13 protein-coding genes are annotated in these 15,509 nt (G+C 73.7%); 9 read left to right on the plus strand and 4 right to left on the minus strand.

All coding sequences use genetic code 11. The features are described from left to right. The 8 genes from VLI41_RS06590 to dgcA form a co-directional block, all read left to right on the plus strand. Nucleotides 1-761, plus strand: a 761-nt coding sequence (locus VLI41_RS06590) for a GNAT family N-acetyltransferase (RefSeq protein WP_325267269.1), incomplete at its 5' end; no start/stop codon positions are given. Nucleotides 762-934: 173 nt separating this feature from the next. Then, the gene (locus VLI41_RS06595) at nucleotides 935-1,186 is read left to right on the plus strand and encodes an acyl carrier protein (RefSeq protein ID WP_325267270.1); all 252 of its coding nucleotides are present in this window, start codon (nucleotides 935-937) and stop codon (nucleotides 1,184-1,186) included. A 14-nt stretch (nucleotides 1,187-1,200) separates the two neighbouring features. Beyond that, nucleotides 1,201-2,427, plus strand: a complete 1,227-nt coding sequence (locus VLI41_RS06600) for a beta-ketoacyl-[acyl-carrier-protein] synthase family protein (RefSeq protein ID WP_325267271.1) — start codon at nucleotides 1,201-1,203, stop codon at nucleotides 2,425-2,427. A 12-nt stretch (nucleotides 2,428-2,439) separates the two neighbouring features. Then, a complete protein-coding gene (locus VLI41_RS06605; RefSeq protein ID WP_325267272.1) occupies nucleotides 2,440-3,369 on the plus strand; it encodes a fatty acid desaturase in 930 nt (309 codons plus the stop codon). Between the two features lie 22 nt (nucleotides 3,370-3,391). Beyond that, nucleotides 3,392-3,589: a hypothetical protein gene (locus VLI41_RS06610; protein ID WP_325267273.1), complete on the plus strand. Its 198-nt coding sequence runs from the start codon at nucleotides 3,392-3,394 to the stop codon at nucleotides 3,587-3,589. Between the two features lie 109 nt (nucleotides 3,590-3,698). Continuing rightward, on the plus strand, nucleotides 3,699-3,905 hold the full coding sequence (locus tag VLI41_RS06615) for a hypothetical protein (RefSeq protein ID WP_325267274.1): 207 nt from the start codon (nucleotides 3,699-3,701) through the stop codon (nucleotides 3,903-3,905). A 154-nt stretch (nucleotides 3,906-4,059) separates the two neighbouring features. Next, complete coding sequence (locus VLI41_RS06620; RefSeq protein ID WP_325267275.1) at nucleotides 4,060-6,606, plus strand: polar localization protein TipN; 2,547 nt, start codon at nucleotides 4,060-4,062, stop codon at nucleotides 6,604-6,606. Nucleotides 6,607-6,615: 9 nt separating this feature from the next. Beyond that, nucleotides 6,616-7,596, plus strand: coding sequence for an N-acetyl-D-Glu racemase DgcA (gene dgcA, locus VLI41_RS06625; RefSeq protein ID WP_325267276.1), 981 nt, complete (start codon nucleotides 6,616-6,618; stop codon nucleotides 7,594-7,596). Nucleotides 7,597-7,634: 38 nt separating this feature from the next. Here the strand turns inward: dgcA and VLI41_RS06630 are convergent, their stop codons facing one another. Further along, complete coding sequence (locus VLI41_RS06630) at nucleotides 7,635-9,599, minus strand: TIR domain-containing protein (RefSeq protein ID WP_325267277.1); 1,965 nt, start codon at nucleotides 9,597-9,599, stop codon at nucleotides 7,635-7,637. Nucleotides 9,600-9,748: 149 nt separating this feature from the next. On the opposite strand from VLI41_RS06630, the gene VLI41_RS06635 reads away from it, so the two are divergent. Next, nucleotides 9,749-10,171, plus strand: coding sequence for a DUF4112 domain-containing protein (locus tag VLI41_RS06635; protein ID WP_325267278.1), 423 nt, complete (start codon nucleotides 9,749-9,751; stop codon nucleotides 10,169-10,171). A 1-nt stretch (nucleotide 10,172) separates the two neighbouring features. On the opposite strand, the gene VLI41_RS06640 is transcribed toward VLI41_RS06635, so the two are convergent. The 3 genes from VLI41_RS06640 to glgX form a co-directional block, all read right to left on the minus strand. Next, nucleotides 10,173-10,646, minus strand: a complete 474-nt coding sequence (locus tag VLI41_RS06640; protein WP_325267279.1) for a GNAT family N-acetyltransferase — start codon at nucleotides 10,644-10,646, stop codon at nucleotides 10,173-10,175. 258 nt (nucleotides 10,647-10,904) lie between these two features. Then, nucleotides 10,905-11,363: a PEP-utilizing enzyme gene (locus VLI41_RS06645; RefSeq protein WP_325267280.1), complete on the minus strand. Its 459-nt coding sequence runs from the start codon at nucleotides 11,361-11,363 to the stop codon at nucleotides 10,905-10,907. Between the two features lie 117 nt (nucleotides 11,364-11,480). Further along, nucleotides 11,481-15,506 carry a glycogen debranching protein GlgX gene (glgX, locus tag VLI41_RS06650; protein WP_325267281.1) on the minus strand — a complete coding sequence of 1,342 codons (4,026 nt, stop codon included), beginning with the start codon at nucleotides 15,504-15,506 and terminating at the stop codon, nucleotides 11,481-11,483. Nucleotides 15,507-15,509: the final 3 nt, after the last annotated feature.

The following is a 15,509-nucleotide window of genomic DNA, read 5'->3' on the forward strand; positions in this document are numbered from 1 at the left end:
CCGAGCGTGCGCCGGTGCTGGGCCAGCTGCTCGCGGCCTTCGAGGGGGTGGCGGCCGCCGAACGCTGTGGCCTGCTGGCGCTGAAGGATGTGCCCGAACCGGACAGGCCGATCTGGGACGAGGTGGCCGGCGCCCGCGGCTATCGGCCGATGCCCAGCCTGCCGATCGCCCGGCTGGATATCGACTTCGCCAGCCGTGAGGAATACCTCGGCCGCCTGACCGCCAGCGCGCGCAAGGACATGCGCCGCAAGCTGCGTGCCTTCGCCCAGGTGCGCGTCGAGATCCGCGAGGCGGTGGACGACGTGGCCGAGCAGCTGATGGCGCTCTACCGCCAGACCCGCGCCCGCGCAGAGATGAGCTTCGAACACCTGACGGCGGCCTATTTCACCGGCGTGCCGCGGCGGATGGGCCAGCGGGCCTTCTACGTGCTCTACTACCTGGGCGACGACCTGCTGGCCGCCAACCTGCTGCTGCAGGACCAGACCACCTTGGTCGACAAGTACTTCCTGATGGACGCCGAGCGCGGGCGGCCGTTGAACCTCTATTTCCTGAGCTGGTTCACCAACGTCGGCCTATGCCTGGAGCGTGGGCTGAAATGCTATCAGTCCGGGCAGGCGGCCTATGAGAACAAGCTGCGGCTCGGCAGCCGTTTGACGCGGACATCGATCTACTTCCGCCACCGCAACACCGTCGTGAACGGCGCGATGCAGCTGTTCGCGCCATTGTTCGCCGCCGACCCCACCTTGAAGCACGCCGCCTGAATGTCGCCGGCGCCGAACGCCCCGATCGTGATGACGCCGCCTCGCCCCGACCGGCAGCGGGGTAATGCCGGCATGCTTGACGCTCGCCCCCTGGGGGTTGAGGCTGAGGCGGTCCGGCGACGTCCTCCGCTCAGGGTCGGTCTGCGACGGCTAGTATTTGGAAACGAGGCGGAATGCCAACCAGAGTCCCCAGCGACGACGAACTCTTCGATGTGATCGCCAAGGAGGCCTTGGTCGACCGGGCCACCCTGAACCGCGACGCGGCGCTGGAGGACCTCGGCATCGCCTCCCTCGATGTGATCAGCGTCCTCTTCGAGGTCGAAGAGCGGTTCGGTATCGTCGTGGAAGAAAGCGAATTGACCGACTGCAAGACCCTGGGCCAGCTGATGGACAAGCTGAAAGCCAGGGCCGAAGCCGCGGCCTGACAAGAGACGACCCCGTGAAACGCATCGTGGTGACGGGCCTGGGCGCCGTTTCGGCCCTGGGGACCTCGTTCGAGGAGAACTGGCAGGCGGTGGTCGCCGGCCGCGGCGGCATCGCGCGCTGTGTCATGGGCGAGTCTCCCTATGGGCCGGGCGGGCTGGAGCTGCCGATGGCGCGGGTTCCCGAGGGCCTCGACGCGCAGCTCGACGCCGCGCTTGGGCGTCCGGTCTCGGCCGGCCTCGATCCCTTCGCCCGGTTCGCGCTGGCGCCGGCGGTGGAAGCCCTGCGGGGATCGGGCCTGGAGGGGCATCCGGTGCTGGACGAGCGCACGGCGATCGTCTTCGGCCACGGGTTGGGCGGCCTGGCCACCCTGGAGGTCGGTTACGAGCGGTTCTTCGGCCTGAAATCGCCGCGGTTGCACCCCTCCACCGTTCCCAAGGTGATGGTCAGCGCGGGCGTGAGCGCGGCCGCCATGGCCTTCGGGGTCCGCGGGCCGGTGTTCGCCACCTCCAGCGCCTGCGCCTCCTCCGCCCACGCCATCGCCCAGGGCGCCGCCATGATCGCGGCCGGCCAGGTGGACGCCGCCCTCGTCGGCGGCAGCGAGGCGATCTCGACGGCAGGCTGCGTCCGCGCCTGGGAGGCGATCCGCGCGATGTCGCCCACCACCTGCCGCCCCTTCTGCGCCGACCGCGACGGCATGGTGCTGGGCGAAGGCGGCGCGGTTCTGGTGATCGAAGCCCTGGAGCACGCCGAGGCCCGCGGCGCCGCCATCCTGGGCGAGCTGGTCGGCTGGGGCATGTCCTCCGACGCCTTCCACATCACCCAGCCCTCGCCCGAGGGGCAGGCCCGCGCCATGCGCCAGGCGGCCGCGCAGGCCGCCGCCCTGGAGCGCGGCGACATCCTGGTCTCCGCCCACGGCACCGGCACGCCGCTCAATGACGCCGCCGAGACCCAGGCGCTGGTCGAGGTGTTCGGCGAGCGCGCCCGGGCCCTGCCGGTGATCGCCACCAAGAGCGCCCACGGCCACCTGATCGGCGGCTCGGCCGCCCTGCAGGCGGTGATCGCGCTGAAGGCGCTGGCGGCCGGGCTCGCCCCGCCGGTGCTGAACTACAATGCGCCCGATCCGGAGTGCGACGGCGTGGACGTGGTGGTCGGCCAGGTCAGGCCGATCAAGGCCCGGCACGCGCTGGTCAACGCCTTCGCGTTCGGCGGCTTGAACGTCTCGATGGCGTTCGCGGCCTAGGATCGCAGCGCCATGGCGGCCGGCGGATCAGGGGCGAGGCGCAAGGCGGGCGGGCGGGTCTTCCGCTACTCGGCCTGGGACGCGATCCCGGCGGCGCTGGTCTACGTCCACCTCGGCCTGCTGGTCGCCTTCTTCCTGGCCTGGCCGCAGATGTCCTGGGGGGCGCGGCTGGCGGGGGCGGGGCTCTACGCCTTCGCGATCGGCTGGAACCAGGACTCGGTCAGCCACAACTTCATCCACAACCCGTTCTTCACCTCCAGGCTCGCCAACCGGATCACCGAGTTGGCGCTGACGCTGGAGAACGGCGTGCCGCAGACCATGTACGCCTACGTCCACATGCGCCACCACGCGGGCAACTCCGACCGCCCCGACGAAGCCGGCCGGACGATCGATCCGATCTCCATCTACCGCCACGGCGCGGGCGGCCGGGCCGAGCCGATGCTGTCCTACGTCTTCATGGGCTTCTGGCGCGACGACGACCCGTTCACCGTGGCGCGCGAGATCGGGGCCAAGCGGCCGGCCGAGGCGAAACGGGCGCTCACCGAGTTCTGGACCATGGTCGGGGTCTACGCCGTGCTGCTCGTGCTGCGCTGGGACTTCGTCCTGGTGTTGGCGCCCTTCTACTATCTCGGCCAGTCGCTCTCGTTCCTGATCGCCTATTACGAGCATCTCGGCGCGGAGCCTGCGAACCCGCTGGCGACCGGCGTCTCCACCTATGCGCCGCTCTACAACGCCCTCTTCCTCAACAACGGCTACCACGCCGAGCACCACTACCGGCCCAAGCAGCACTGGACGCAGATGGCCAAGCTCAGGGCCGAGATCGCGCCCGAGCAGGCGGCGGCCGGCGTGCGGGTGATCGGGCCGGCGCATTTCCTGGGCTTCCTCGACCCCACGAGCTGGCGCGTGCCGGTGGCGCGCCGCGGGATTTCTGCTAGAGTTTAGGCGACGGGACGGAGCTTGAGGGATGCGGGGGCGGATCCTTTGGGCGAGCCTCTTGGTGCTGGCCCTGGCGGGCGCCTGCTCCAGGAAGGACTCGCTCTACATCGACACCAGCAAGGACGGGCCGGCGCCGGTCGAGCCCGCGGGGCAGAAGCCGGCTGAGCCGGCGGCGAAACCCGCCAGCATCGCACCGCCCGCGGCGCCCGCCGCCTCGAAATCCTGAAACCCGCGCCCCGAACATTGCGAAAAATTCACGCAGCGCTCCGTCGCCGCTCGGCCAGGCTTGCCGTATAACGGCGGTCGCCGGATTCGCACGGGCACGGGAGGCTGCGGTGTCGACATTGACCGGAATCGTCGCCTCGGTCGTGGTGCAGTCCTCCGCGGCTGCGCTGTCGCACTTCGGCCTGGTGCTGGAGCCGATGCACCTGGAGCAGGCCCCACCGCCCGCCGAGCGGGTGGTGGCCCGCAGCAAGCCCGCGCCGCAAAAGATCAACGACTGTCCCGAAGCGCGGGCCCATCCCCACGTCGAGAAGACCTGACCGGGGCGTTCGCCGCCGCGACATTCCGCGCCGCCGCCTTGCGCACGGCGGGTGTTTGCGCGCCTGATCTGTACTAGGTTTGGTCTCCAGAAGGAGCGGCGCGAGCGGGGGCGGCCGCGCCCCGGCGACGCGCGCACGTCGTGGAAGGGCGCGTATGACGATCGATAGGCGACGTCCGCCGATGGATTTCGGGGCGACTCCGGCGCCGCAGGCGGCCGCGGCCGAGACGGCCGAGCCGCCGGTCATCGAGGCGCTGGCGAGCGCCCCCGCTGCGCCGCTCGAGCCGCCGCCGCAGACCGCGCCGATCGCCGCCGTCTCTCCGCACATGCCGGTGCGCAGCCCCGAGCCGACGCCCGCCGCGCCGGCCGCGGCGCAGGCCTATGCGCCGCCCGCCGGCTGGCCCATCTACCTCGCGGCGCTGGCCATCTCGGGGCTCTGGGCGCTGGCCCCGATCGCCTTTGCGCTGGGCTACCGCAACCACGTGGCGCCGCTGCAGTTCGAGCCGTTCGCGCTCGCCGTCTTCGCGCTCCTGGCCATTGGCCCGGCGGTGCTGGTCTGGGGCGCGGCCTACATGATCCGCCAGGGCCAGAAGCTCGCCGCCGAGAGCCGGCGGGCCAAGGCGATGGCCGAGGAGATGCTGAGCCCGGCGCTGATCGCCGCAGCGCGAGCCGGCGAGGTGGCGCAGGGCGTGCGCGAGGAGATCGTCCGCGCCGGCCAGGCCGCGGACGAGGCCCGTGAGACCCTGCAGGCGCTGCGCGAGGCCCTGGCGCTCGAGACCCAGCAGCTCGCCGAGACCACCGGGCAGTCGGCGCGCACCGCCCGCGACCTCGCCGGCGAGCTCGGCCACGAGCGCCGCGAGATGGGCGAGCTCTCGGCGGCCCTGGACGCCCAGGCCGCCCGGGTCGCCGACGGGATCAAGGACAAGGCGCGGATGGTGGCCGAGGCCGCCCAGCTGGCCGACGCCCAGCTGCGCGAAGCCGACGCCCAGCTCTCCGCCCGCGCGGCCGACCTCGCCGCTGCGGCCGCCGAGGCGAGCGGCGCCGCGCGGACCGCCGGCGAGGACCTCACCCGCCACATCGCCCGGCTGGAGACGGCGGGCGCAGGCGTCGCCGAGCAGGTCAAGGCGGTGGAAGGCGGGCTCGGCGAACAGCGGGCGGCGCTCGCCACGCTCGCCGCGGCGCTTCGCGAGGACCAGCAGGGCTTCGGCGAACAGGCCCAGGCCCATGCCGAAAAGCTCAGCGAGTTCATCGGCCAGGCGAGGCTCTCGGCCATGGAGATGAGCGACCGGGCGGCCAAGGGCGGCGAGGCGCTGAAGCAGCTCATCGCCGAGGCGGCCCTGCAGTTCCGAGAGCTGGCCGAACGGGCGGGCGCCGAGCGCGAGGCGTTCGGGCGATCGACCCTGGAGTCCCTGGAGGCCGTGTCCGGCGCCGCCGCCGAGCAGAGTCTCCAGCTGGAATCCCAGACCCGGGCCGCCATCGAGGCGCTCGCCAGGGCGGCCGAGGAGACCCGCGACGCCGCCGCCCGGCACGCCGCCGCCGCGCGCGAACAGGTGGACCAGCTCTCGGAAGCCGCCTTTGCGGCCGGCCAGAAGGCGAATCAGGTGTTCGAGGCGCGTCTGGAGGAGGCGCGGGCGCTGATCGAGCAGTCCTCCCGGATGGTCGAGGAGGCAGGCGCCGCCACCGCCCGGAAGCTGGCCGACGGGGCCGCCGCCGCGCGCGCGTCGCTGGAGGAGCTCGGCGCCCTGCTGGCCGAGGTCGAGGCGCGCGCCCAGGGCCTGCCGGCCAGCGCCCGGGCGCAGTCCGAGGAGGTGCGCGCCGCGGTGCTGAACGGCATGGACGACCTGATGACCGCCGCCCGCCGCACCGCCGAGGAAGCCCAGGCCATCGATCTCGCCTTCCAGGAGCGGGTGCGCCGCAACTTCGAGATGCTGAGCGAGGCGGTGCGGCTGATGGGAACGGCCGCGGCCGTCGCGCCTGCGCCGCCCCCCCGGCCTGCGCCGCCGCGCGAGCCCCCGGCGCCGCTCGCCCCCGCCAGGAGCTCGGCCCGTCCGACGCGCGCCGCGCCAGCCGCGCCGCCGCCGCCGGCCGGGGAGCCCGAGCCCGACCTGGCGCTCGACGACCTCATGGAGCCGGCCGCGACCGGCCCGGCCCAAGCCGGCCAGCTCGCCGAGACGCTGGGCCTGCGCCCGCGCCTCAAACTCACGCCCACGGCGACCGACGCCGAGTTCAGCCAGGTGTTCGAGGCCGCCGGCGGCCCGCCGGACGCCGAGCCCGAAGCCGCCGAGGGCGAGGCCTGGACCTGGAAGGACCTGCTGGCCTCGATCGACGGGGCGGAGGCCGAGGGCGAGCGGCTGCAGGACCTGCTGGGCGCCGAGCTGGCCCGGCTCGGCATCGAGCCGGAGACGCTTCTGCCCAAGGCGCGCATCGACGAGATCGCCGCGGCGGTGCAGACCGGCGACCACGACGGCGCCCGCCAGGTGGTCAAGCGCCTCGCGCCCACCGCCGCGCGCCGCATCGCCCGCCGCATGGCCGGCGACGACAAGCTGCGCCGCAACGCCCAGACCTTCGTCCGCCGCTACCAGACCCTGATCCAGGATGCCACGGTGCGCGACCCGGAGGGGTTCCTGACGGCGAGCACCCTGGCCGAGCCTGCGGGGCGCCTCTATCTGCTGCTCGACGCGGCGGCGGGGGATCCGGCCTAGGTCCCGGCGATGCTCCGGCTCTTCGCCCGCGCCGAGCGCTGGCCGCTGCGCGAGCCGTTCGTGATCTCCCGCGGCGCGAAGACCGAGGCCGAGGTGGTGGTCGTCGAGATCGCCGATGCGCCGCACCGGGGCCGTGGCGAGGCTGCGCCCTACGCCCGCTACGGCGAGAGCGTCGAAGGGGTGCTGGGCCAGATCGAGGCCGTGCGGGCCGCAGTGGCGGATGGCGCGGACCGACGGGCGCTGCACGGGCTCCTGCCGGCCGGCGCGGCGCGCAATGCGTTGGACTGCGCGCTCTGGGACCTGGAGGCCAAGCGGGCGGGGGTGCGCGCCTGGACGCTCGCCGGCCGCGCCCGGCTGGACCCGGTGAAGACCTGCCTCACGATCAGCCTGGGACCGCCTGCCGAAATGGCCGAGGCGGCGCGGCGCGAGGCGCGCCGTCCGATGCTGAAGCTGAAGATCGGCGCGGCGGACGACCTGGCGGCGGTGGCCCAGGTGCGTGCGGCCGCCCCGCGCACCCGGCTGATCGTCGACGCCAACGAGGCGCTGGGATTCGAGGAGCTCCGCCGCCTCGCGCCCGAGCTCGCGCGCCTGGACGTCAAGCTGCTGGAGCAGCCGCTGCCGGCCGCCGAGGATGCGGCGCTCGAGGGCTATGCGAGCCCTGTGCCGCTCTGCGCCGACGAGAGCCTGCACACCCGCGCCGAGCTCGCCCGCTGCGCGCGGCGCTATGCGGCGGTCAACGTCAAGCTCGACAAGGCCGGCGGGCTCACCGAGGCCCTGGCGCTCGCCGCCGAGGCCCGGGCGCTGGGGCTTCAGCTCATGGTGGGCTCGATGGTGGCCACCTCGCTGGGCATCGCCCCGGCGCTGATCCCGGCGCAGGGCGCAGCCTTCGTCGACCTCGACGGCCCGCTGCTGCTCGCCCGCGACCGCGACCCGGGGCTTTCCGTGCTCGGCTCGCTCATCGAGCCCCCGCCGTCCGAGCTCTGGGGGTGACGCAACCCTGCTCCTCTCCCGGGAGAGGAGACGCCCCTCTACCGCCCGCCCGCCAGACGCCTCGCCTCGGCCCTGAAGTCGTAGGCGACGTCGTCGGCGCAATCGGGCCATTTGCCGGATTCCACCCAATAGTCGCCGAGCCCCAGCCTGGCGCAGAGGCCGACGAAGCGCGCGTCCTGGATCATGGCGCGGTTGGGATGGCCCATGAACAGCAGCCCCGGCGACCAGCCGTTGGCCAGCAGCGGCCCCTGCGGCTCGAATATGTGCGCGAAGGAGGCCGCCTCGGCGGCCTGGAAGGCTTCGTCGGTGAGGCCGAGCTCGCTGGCGGCGAACAGCGAATCCAGGCGCACGGTCCCGGTCCGGGCCACCTGGCTGCGAAGGCCTCGGCTCAGGGAGGCGACCGTCTCCTCGTCGCCGTGCCGCAGGGCGCGCCCGGTGCGGATCGCCCAAGTGATCTGCGGTCCGTCCAGCCCGACCTCCTGGATCGACTTCACCAAAGCCTCGAAGCGATCCCAGTCCGCGTTCCAGGCGGCCGTGTTCAGCGCCATGATGTTGAGCCCGGAATTGGTCGGCCATCGCGCCCTGAAGGCGTCGAACAAGCCCTTGGATTCCTCGTAGAAGCCGAAGGCCCCCGTCTGGGTGGCGAGCGCGTAGGCCGCCGGCAAAACGAGCGGATTGGCGGCGTAGGTCACTCGGGCGCGGGCCAGCGACTCCCGGTGCCGGCCGACGATGAAGGCCAGGCGGCCGACTTCGGCGATGATGCCGGTGTCGTTCGGCGACGCCGAGAGCGCCTTGTCGAGCAGTGCCGCGCGCTGGAGATAGCAGCCCGGCGGCTCCAGCAGGCTGAGTGCCACGTAGGCCGTCCCGCATGCGGGATCCAGGCGAAGCGCGGTGCTGGCCGCCTCCGCCACTCCGGCGTGCAGCGCCTCGTAGGGGCCTTCGCCCTGTCCGTAGATGATCTGGTAGACGCGGGCGATCGCCAGCCCCGCCCAGGCCGAGGCGAACGCCGGGGCGAGCGCCACGGCTTGTTCGTAGAGCGGGACCGCCTGGCTCGGATCGCCCGCATCGAGGCCGGCGCCGGCCGCGAGCTCCGAGGTGAACTTGTGCTCGCGGGCCCTGAGGTAGAGATCGTATGCCGCCGGATCGATGGTCTGCGCCTGCGAAGGCGGCGCGAATGCCTTCTTCAGCGCCGCCGCTACGGCCGCGGCGATCTCGTCCTGCAGCTCGAAGATGTCGGTGAGCTCGCGGTCGAACCGGTCCGACCACAGGGTGGTGGATCCGGCGCACTCGACGAGCTGCGCCGAGATGCGCACGCGCGGGCCGCTGCGCCGGACCGAACCGTCGAGGACGTGGCTGGCGCCGAGTTCCGCCCCGACTCGGGCCGCGGCCTTGTCGGCGCCGCGGAACTGGAAGCTGGAAGCCCGCCCGATCACCTTCAGCTGGGCGCCCTTGGCCACGGTCTCCTGGATCTCCTCCGACACGCCATCGGAAAAGTAGGCCATCTCCGGATCGCCCGAGAGGTTGTCGAAGGCCAGCACCGCCAGCAGCGGCTCGGCGCGCCCAGCCGGCGCGCGCTGGGCGTGCGAAGGCGCCGCCGCGGCCGGGGCGGCCGGCGCGCCGATCAGCTCGGCGACGCTGGCCGCGACCTTGATCCAGCCCGGCGATGCGAGGTCCCCGCTCCAGCCGACGAGGTTTGCGCACTGGATGCGGTCGAACGGCATGGGCAGGGGCGCACCGTCCAGGGTGAGCTGCACCAGCTTGCGCTCGGCCCGGGCGCGGTCGGCCTCCGACTGCACCCATTCCGATTGCGCCGCCTCCTTCGACCAGAGAACGACGACGGCCTTCGCCTTCTTGAGCCGCTCCTCGATCACGTCGGCGAAGGACCTGTGGGCCGGTAGCTCGTCGTCGCGCCAGACGCCGTAGCCCAGCGCGCGCAGGGCGTCTGCGACCCGCTTCGCCTCGCGCTCGGTGGAGCGGGCGTAGGAGATGAAGACGTCGGACACGCGGTCCCCGGAGCCCCCGAACCTGGCAGGCACCTTATCGACCGGCGATCTCTCACGGCAAGCGATGCTGCGCTCCCACGGCCGCGCTGGCGTGCGCCGCGGGCGTGCCTATGTCAGCAGGCGAGGGCGTCGCTGGAGGTCTTGAACCCATGATCGAGACGGACCGCGAGACCGCGCACCGCGCCTGGCGCATCGCCGAGCGGGTGAAGCGGCTCTCCGACGACCTGATCCCCATGGGCCCGTTCGGCCTCGGGCTCGACGGGGTGCTGGCCTGGGTTCCGGGGGCCAACGTGCTCTACAGCGTGGGCGCGGGCGGGGTGCTGATCTACGCCGCCGTCCTGGGCCGCGCCTCGACCTTCACCCTGGTCCGCATGGGCCTCTACCTCACCGCCAACAGCGCCATGGCCGAGGTCCCGATCATCGGCTGGGCCATGGACACCCTGTTTCGCGGCCACTTCATGGCCGCCCGCGCCCTGCAGAAGGACATCGAGCGCCGCTTCGGCCCGTCCGAGGCGCCGGAGGCGTGGCGGCGCCGTCACGAACGGCGCGAAACGGTGCGGGTGGTGGGCTAGTCTAGGGCGTGGACTCCTGCGGCACGCGCAGGATCATGATGAGGCAAGGGTTTTCGGGTCCCCAGATCTCCGTCAGCTCTTCCAGGGCCTCAAACCCCACGGCCTGGTAGAAGGCCCGGGTCCGATCGTAGGGTTCGTAGGGCAGCGACGGCCCTCGCGTCTTCACGGTGACATAGGGCTTTCCCAATCCCCTTGCGACGGAACACGCCCGCCTGACCAGCGCCCGGCCGACGCCGCGCCGGTGGGCATGGGGACGGACCGCGAGCAGGTGGATCTCGACGGCGGAGAAGCCGTGGTCGACCAGGGTCATCAGGCCAAGCGTCTCGCCAGCCTCCTGGGCCACCCAGGCGCGCTCGCGCTCGGCATGCTCCGCGTAGGCGGCGTTCGAGTCGGGAAGTCCGAACCACTGCGGCAGTTCGGCGAGGATCGACGTGCAGTCGGCGCCGGCGGGGCGGCGCACGATTTCCAGGGCCATGTGAGGTCTCGACAGTTCGCTGTGGCCGCAAGCGGCCGTACGCGCGCAAGGCGCGGCGGAGGCGGGTAATGGGTCGGCTCTGCTGTCGCGCCAAGCCCTATCAGCGGGCGCCGGGCCCTGGCAACAGCCCGCCGCCCGCGGCCCCCGCTTCGAGGGCTGAGTTTGGTAATCCGGACGGGTCGAGGCCGGGATTCAGCATCGCGGGCGGGCTCCGTGATCCTGCCTGGCGCGAACGGCGCGAAACGGTGCGGGTGTGGGCTAAGCCCGCTCGGGGGCCGGCCAGGACCGCTCACGGGCGCCGGCGGGCGAGAGCTCCTGATAGAGCCGTCCAATCCGATCCTCGCCCACGGCCACGGTGACCGTCGCGCCGGTCCACAGCGGCGAGGCGCCCCCGCCGGCGGCGATCACCGCCGGGATGTCGAGCTTCCGGGCCATCGCCGCGGCGTGGCACATGGGGCCGCCGTCGTTGACGACGATCGCGGCCGCGCGGGCCAGGGCGGCGTCCCAGGCGGGACCGGTCGCCTCCGCCATCAGGATCTCGCCGGGCTTGAGCAGGGCGAGCTGCTCGGGACGGGAGACGTATCTCGCGGCGCCGGTCACGGTCGCTTCGCCGACGCCGACGCCCACGGCCAGCAGGCGTGAGTCCGGGCGGCTGGGCGGCGGGGCCGAGCCAAAGGAGGGGGCGCGGCGGCTTTCCGTCAGATGGTCGAGGGACATGGCGCAATCTCCAGGCAGGGGGAGACCGGAGCGACAGGCTCGACCGTGGAGCGGCGAGCCAGGACGGTGATATTCCAACGCCCCCGGCGCGTCTCTGTCCAGCGGGCGATTCGGCGATCAGCCGACGGGCCGCGCCGCCCGCACCGCCTCGAGGATCCGGCGGGCGAGCGGGGCGCCGCCCAACGCCTCCAGCGGCGTGGCGATCCGGCGGCGCCAGTTGGCCCGCTCGCGGTCGGTGCCGGGCACGTTCTGGGCGACGACCTCGCCCGCGAGATCCTCAGCCTGGATGACGACGAGCTGGCTCTCGGCCATCGCCAGGAAGCCGTGCAGGGCCGCGGCGAGGTCCGCGGTGTAGGGACCGTCCGCAACCCAGGGGCCGGCCAGGCCCGCGGCGCCCATGGCCTCGATCAGGGCGGCCTTCTCGGCGCGCCGCCCGGCCTGGGCGGACGTCAGGTCCTCCGACGTCAGCAGGCCCAGCGCCGCGCGCTCGGCGAGGTCCGCGCCCGCCCACCAGCCGGCGAGCGGCGGCAGGTCGTGGGTGGCGGCGCAGGCGAGCGCCTTGCGGCGATAGGCGCCGGGCGGCCGGAACGCCTCGCCGTCGCGCTCGAACGGCAGCACGCTGTAGCCATAGACGCGCGCCTCGGCCAGCCGCGCGCGCAGGCCCTCCGGCACGGTGCCGAGGTCCTCGCCGATCACCAGGCAGCCGGCGCGGACGCTCTCCAGGGCGAGCACGCCCAGCAGGTCGTCGAGCGGGTAGCTCACGTAGGCCCCGTCCGAGCCCTCGGCGCCGTCGGGTACCCAGAACAGCCGCTGCAGGCCCAGGATGTGGTCGATCCTGAGCGCGCCGGCGTGGCGCATGTTGGCGCCCAGCAGCTCGGCGAAGCCCAGGTAGCCCTCGGCCGCCCGGGCCTGGGGGATCGGCGGCGGCAGCGCCCAGACCTGGCCCTGCGGCGCGAAGGCGTCCGGCGGCGCGCCGATCGAGGCTCCTCGCGCCCAGCGCGCCGGGTCCGCCCAGACCTCCGCCCCGTCGCCCGCCGCCCCCACGGCCAGGTCGCGGCAGAGGCCGACCCCCGGCGCGCGGCCGGCGGCGGCGGCGAGCTGGCGCTCGGCCTCGAACTGCAGGCGCTGGTGGAAACGGATCCGAGCCGCGTGCGCCCTCGCAAAGCGGGCGCTCTCGCGGCTCTCCGGATCGCGCAGGCCGGCGGGCCAGGCCGGCCAGGGTTGGCCGGGACGGGTCTCGGCGATGGCCTGGAAGAGGGCGAAGCGGGCGAGCGCCGGCCCGCCATCCCGCACGAGCGCCTCGAAGCCCTCCGGTTCCGCCCCGCCGGCGAGCGCGGCCTCCAGCGCCTGCGCCTTCGCGGTCCAGACCGCGGGATAATCGATCAGCTCGGCCGCGGAGCGGGCGGGGGCGCCGGCGCCCAGGGCCGCCAGGTCGAGGTAGATCGGATCGAGGAATCGGCGGTCGGAGGGGTGGTAGGGGCTGGCGCGCGTGCGATCGCCCGGGAACAGCATGTGCAGCGGGTTGATCGCCACCAGGCTCGCGCCCGCGCGCGCCGCGGTCTCGGCGAAGGCGGCGAGCGTGGCGAGGTCGCCGACGCCCTGATCGCCCTCGCGGCGGAGGGCGTAGAGCTGGGCGGAAAGTCCGAACAGCCGCGCGCCGCCCGCCAGGCTCACGGGCTCGAACGCGGCCTGCGGCGCGACGATCAGCGCGCCCTCGGCGCTATCGAGACGCAGCGCGTAGCGGCCGGGCGGCAGCTCTGGCAGCCGCACCTGGCCGTCTTCGACCGGCAGCCGGCGGACCTCCCCGGTCTGCTCGGTCAGCGTCAGCCAGCGCTCCGGCGCGCGGACCTCGATCGCGGCCGCCTCGCCGACCCGCACGACCTGACCCGCGGGCAGCGCGGCGCGGCCGGGCGCGGCCAGGCGCCACAGGCTGTCGCGCGCCTCGTCGAGGCCCCCGGCCGGGAACCCCATCGCCGCCAGCAGCGCGCGCTGGGTCTGCGGCGTGACGGGACGCTCCCTGCGGTCGAGGCCCCACCAGCTCGGCGCGATGCCGGCCGCCCCGGCGACGCGGGCGACCAGGCCGTCATCGGCGCGGCGGGGCTTGCGGCGCGGGTCGATCGCCTCGGCGAGCAGGAGCACCGAGCGGGGCGCAAGCGGCAGCGTCTCGCCCGCGGCCTCGCCCTGCCGCCCCGGATCGGCGCTGTCGAGGATGATCCGCCAGCCGCCGCGCGCCCGCAGCTCCGGCAGGCGGGCTTCCACCGCCGCTTCCCCGCGGTTGAGGATCAGCGCCACGCGGTCGAGGCCGTCGCCGTCCGGCGCGCTCAGCACCATCTGCAGGACCGGCCCGTCTGGATCGTCCCACCCGGCGGCGGTCAGGCCCTCGCCCAGGGCGTCGCCCCAGACCACGTCGTGGAACGGGCCCGCCGCCGCCTCGCCGGTCAGGAAGCCGTCGTGGCGTAGCGCCGGATGCGCGGCCCGCGCCTGGACCAGCCGTCCCACGAAGCCGGCGAGGTCCGCGTCGGCCGCGGCCCAGTCGATCCAGCTCGTCGCGTTGTCCTGCGCGTAGGCGTTGTTGTTGCCGTCTTGGGAGTGGCCGAGCTCGGCGCCCATGGCGAGCATCGGCGTCCCACGCGCCAGCACGGTGAGCGCCAGCAGCGCCCGCTGGTCGGCGAGACGGTTCGCCTTGACCGACGGATCCTCGTTCAGCCCCTCGACGCCGTGATTCCAGGACCAGTTGGCGTCGGTCCCGTCGCGGTTGGCCTCGCCGTTCGCCTGATTGTGCTTGGCCGCGTAGCTGACGAGGTCGGCGAGCGTGAAGCCGTCGTGGGCGGTGACGAAGTTGACGCTGCGCGACGGCCGCCGCTTCGCCCCGAAGGCGTCCTGCGAGCCCGCGAGCCGGGCGGCGAGCTCGCCGCGCGAGGCGCCGTGGCCGCCCCAGAACCGGCGGACGGTGTCGCGGAAATGGTCGTTCCACTCGCCGAACGCGGCCGGGAAGCGGCCGAGCTGGTGGCCGCGGGGACCAAGGTCCCACGGCTCGGCGATCAGCTTCAGCGCGCGGAGCTCGGGATCCTGCGTGATCGCGGCGATGAGCGGCGCGGCCGGATCGAAGCCCTCGCCGCGGCGGCCGAGCACGGTGGCGAGATCGAAGCGGAAGCCTGACACCCCGCCGAGCCGCGCCCAGGTCCGCAGCGCATCCATCACCAGCCGCACGGTCTGCGGCGCATCGCAGGCGAGCGTGTTCCCGGTGCCGGCCTCGTTGCGGTACCGGCCCGGGTCGGCAGGGTCCAGGCGGTAGTAGCCCGGATTGTCCAGGCCCTTCAGGGACAGGGTGGGGCCGAGGTCGTCGCCCTCGCCCGTGTGGTTGAACACCACGTCCTGGATGACCTCGATCCCGGCCTTGTTCAGCGCCTCGACCGCGGCGCGCACCTCGGCCCAGCCGCCGGGAGCGAGCCTGAGGTCGGGCGCGCAGAAGGCGATCGGATTGTAGCCCCAGTAGTTGGCGAGCCCGAGCGGCGGCAGTTGGCGCTCGTCGATCCAGGCGGCGGCCGGCATCAGCTCCAGGGTGGTCACGCCCAGTCGCGCCAGGTGCTCGATCACCGCCGGGTGGGCGAGGGCGGCGAAGGTCCCGCGGATCGCATCTGGGACCTTGGGATGCAGCTTGGTGAGGCCGCGGACGTGGGCCTCGTAGATCACGGTCCGGTCCCAAGGAACCGTCAGCGGCGTCCTGGCCGGTCGGGCGGCCGGGGCGCCGATGAGGGCCTTGGGGACGAAGGCGGCGCTATCGACCCCCGCCTCAGGCGGCGTGAACAGGGCCGGGTGCAGCCTGAACGGCGCATCGAGCGCCCGCGCATAGGGATCGACCAGCAGCTTCGTCGCATCGAAGCGCAGGCCGCGCGCCGGATCGAACGGGCCGTGGGCGCGAAGCCCGTAGCGGGCGCCGGCCCGCACGCCCTCGAGATGGCCGTGGAACACCTCGCCGGTGCGCTCGGCCAGGCGGATGCGATGTTCGCGGCCGTCGCTGTCGAACAGGCAGAGATCGATGGCGCTCGCCGTAGCGGATGGGACGGCGATGTTGATCCCGCCGGGCGCCGGCGTGACTCCCAGGGGCTCCGGCGATCCGGCCGTGAGGCGCCCGAGCTTCACCGA

The sequence above is a fragment of the Phenylobacterium sp. genome (genome assembly GCF_035475775.1).
GTDB lineage: Bacteria > Pseudomonadota > Alphaproteobacteria > Caulobacterales > Caulobacteraceae > Phenylobacterium.

Excerpts from the sequence above, each read along its gene's own strand:
- VLI41_RS06595 (WP_325267270.1), top strand. The coding sequence starts at position 935 with ATGCCAACCAGAGTCCCCAGCGACGACGAACTCTTCGATGTGATCGCC.
- VLI41_RS06610 (WP_325267273.1), top strand. The coding sequence starts at position 3,392 with ATGCGGGGGCGGATCCTTTGGGCGAGCCTCTTGGTGCTGGCCCTGGCG.
- VLI41_RS06645 (WP_325267280.1), bottom strand. The coding sequence starts at position 11,363 with ATGTCCCTCGACCATCTGACGGAAAGCCGCCGCGCCCCCTCCTTTGGC.
- VLI41_RS06605 (WP_325267272.1), top strand. The coding sequence starts at position 2,440 with ATGGCGGCCGGCGGATCAGGGGCGAGGCGCAAGGCGGGCGGGCGGGTC.
- VLI41_RS06640 (WP_325267279.1), bottom strand. The coding sequence starts at position 10,646 with ATGGCCCTGGAAATCGTGCGCCGCCCCGCCGGCGCCGACTGCACGTCG.
- VLI41_RS06635 (WP_325267278.1), top strand. The coding sequence starts at position 9,749 with ATGATCGAGACGGACCGCGAGACCGCGCACCGCGCCTGGCGCATCGCC.
- dgcA (WP_325267276.1), top strand. The coding sequence starts at position 6,616 with ATGCTCCGGCTCTTCGCCCGCGCCGAGCGCTGGCCGCTGCGCGAGCCG.
- VLI41_RS06620 (WP_325267275.1), top strand. The coding sequence starts at position 4,060 with ATGACGATCGATAGGCGACGTCCGCCGATGGATTTCGGGGCGACTCCG.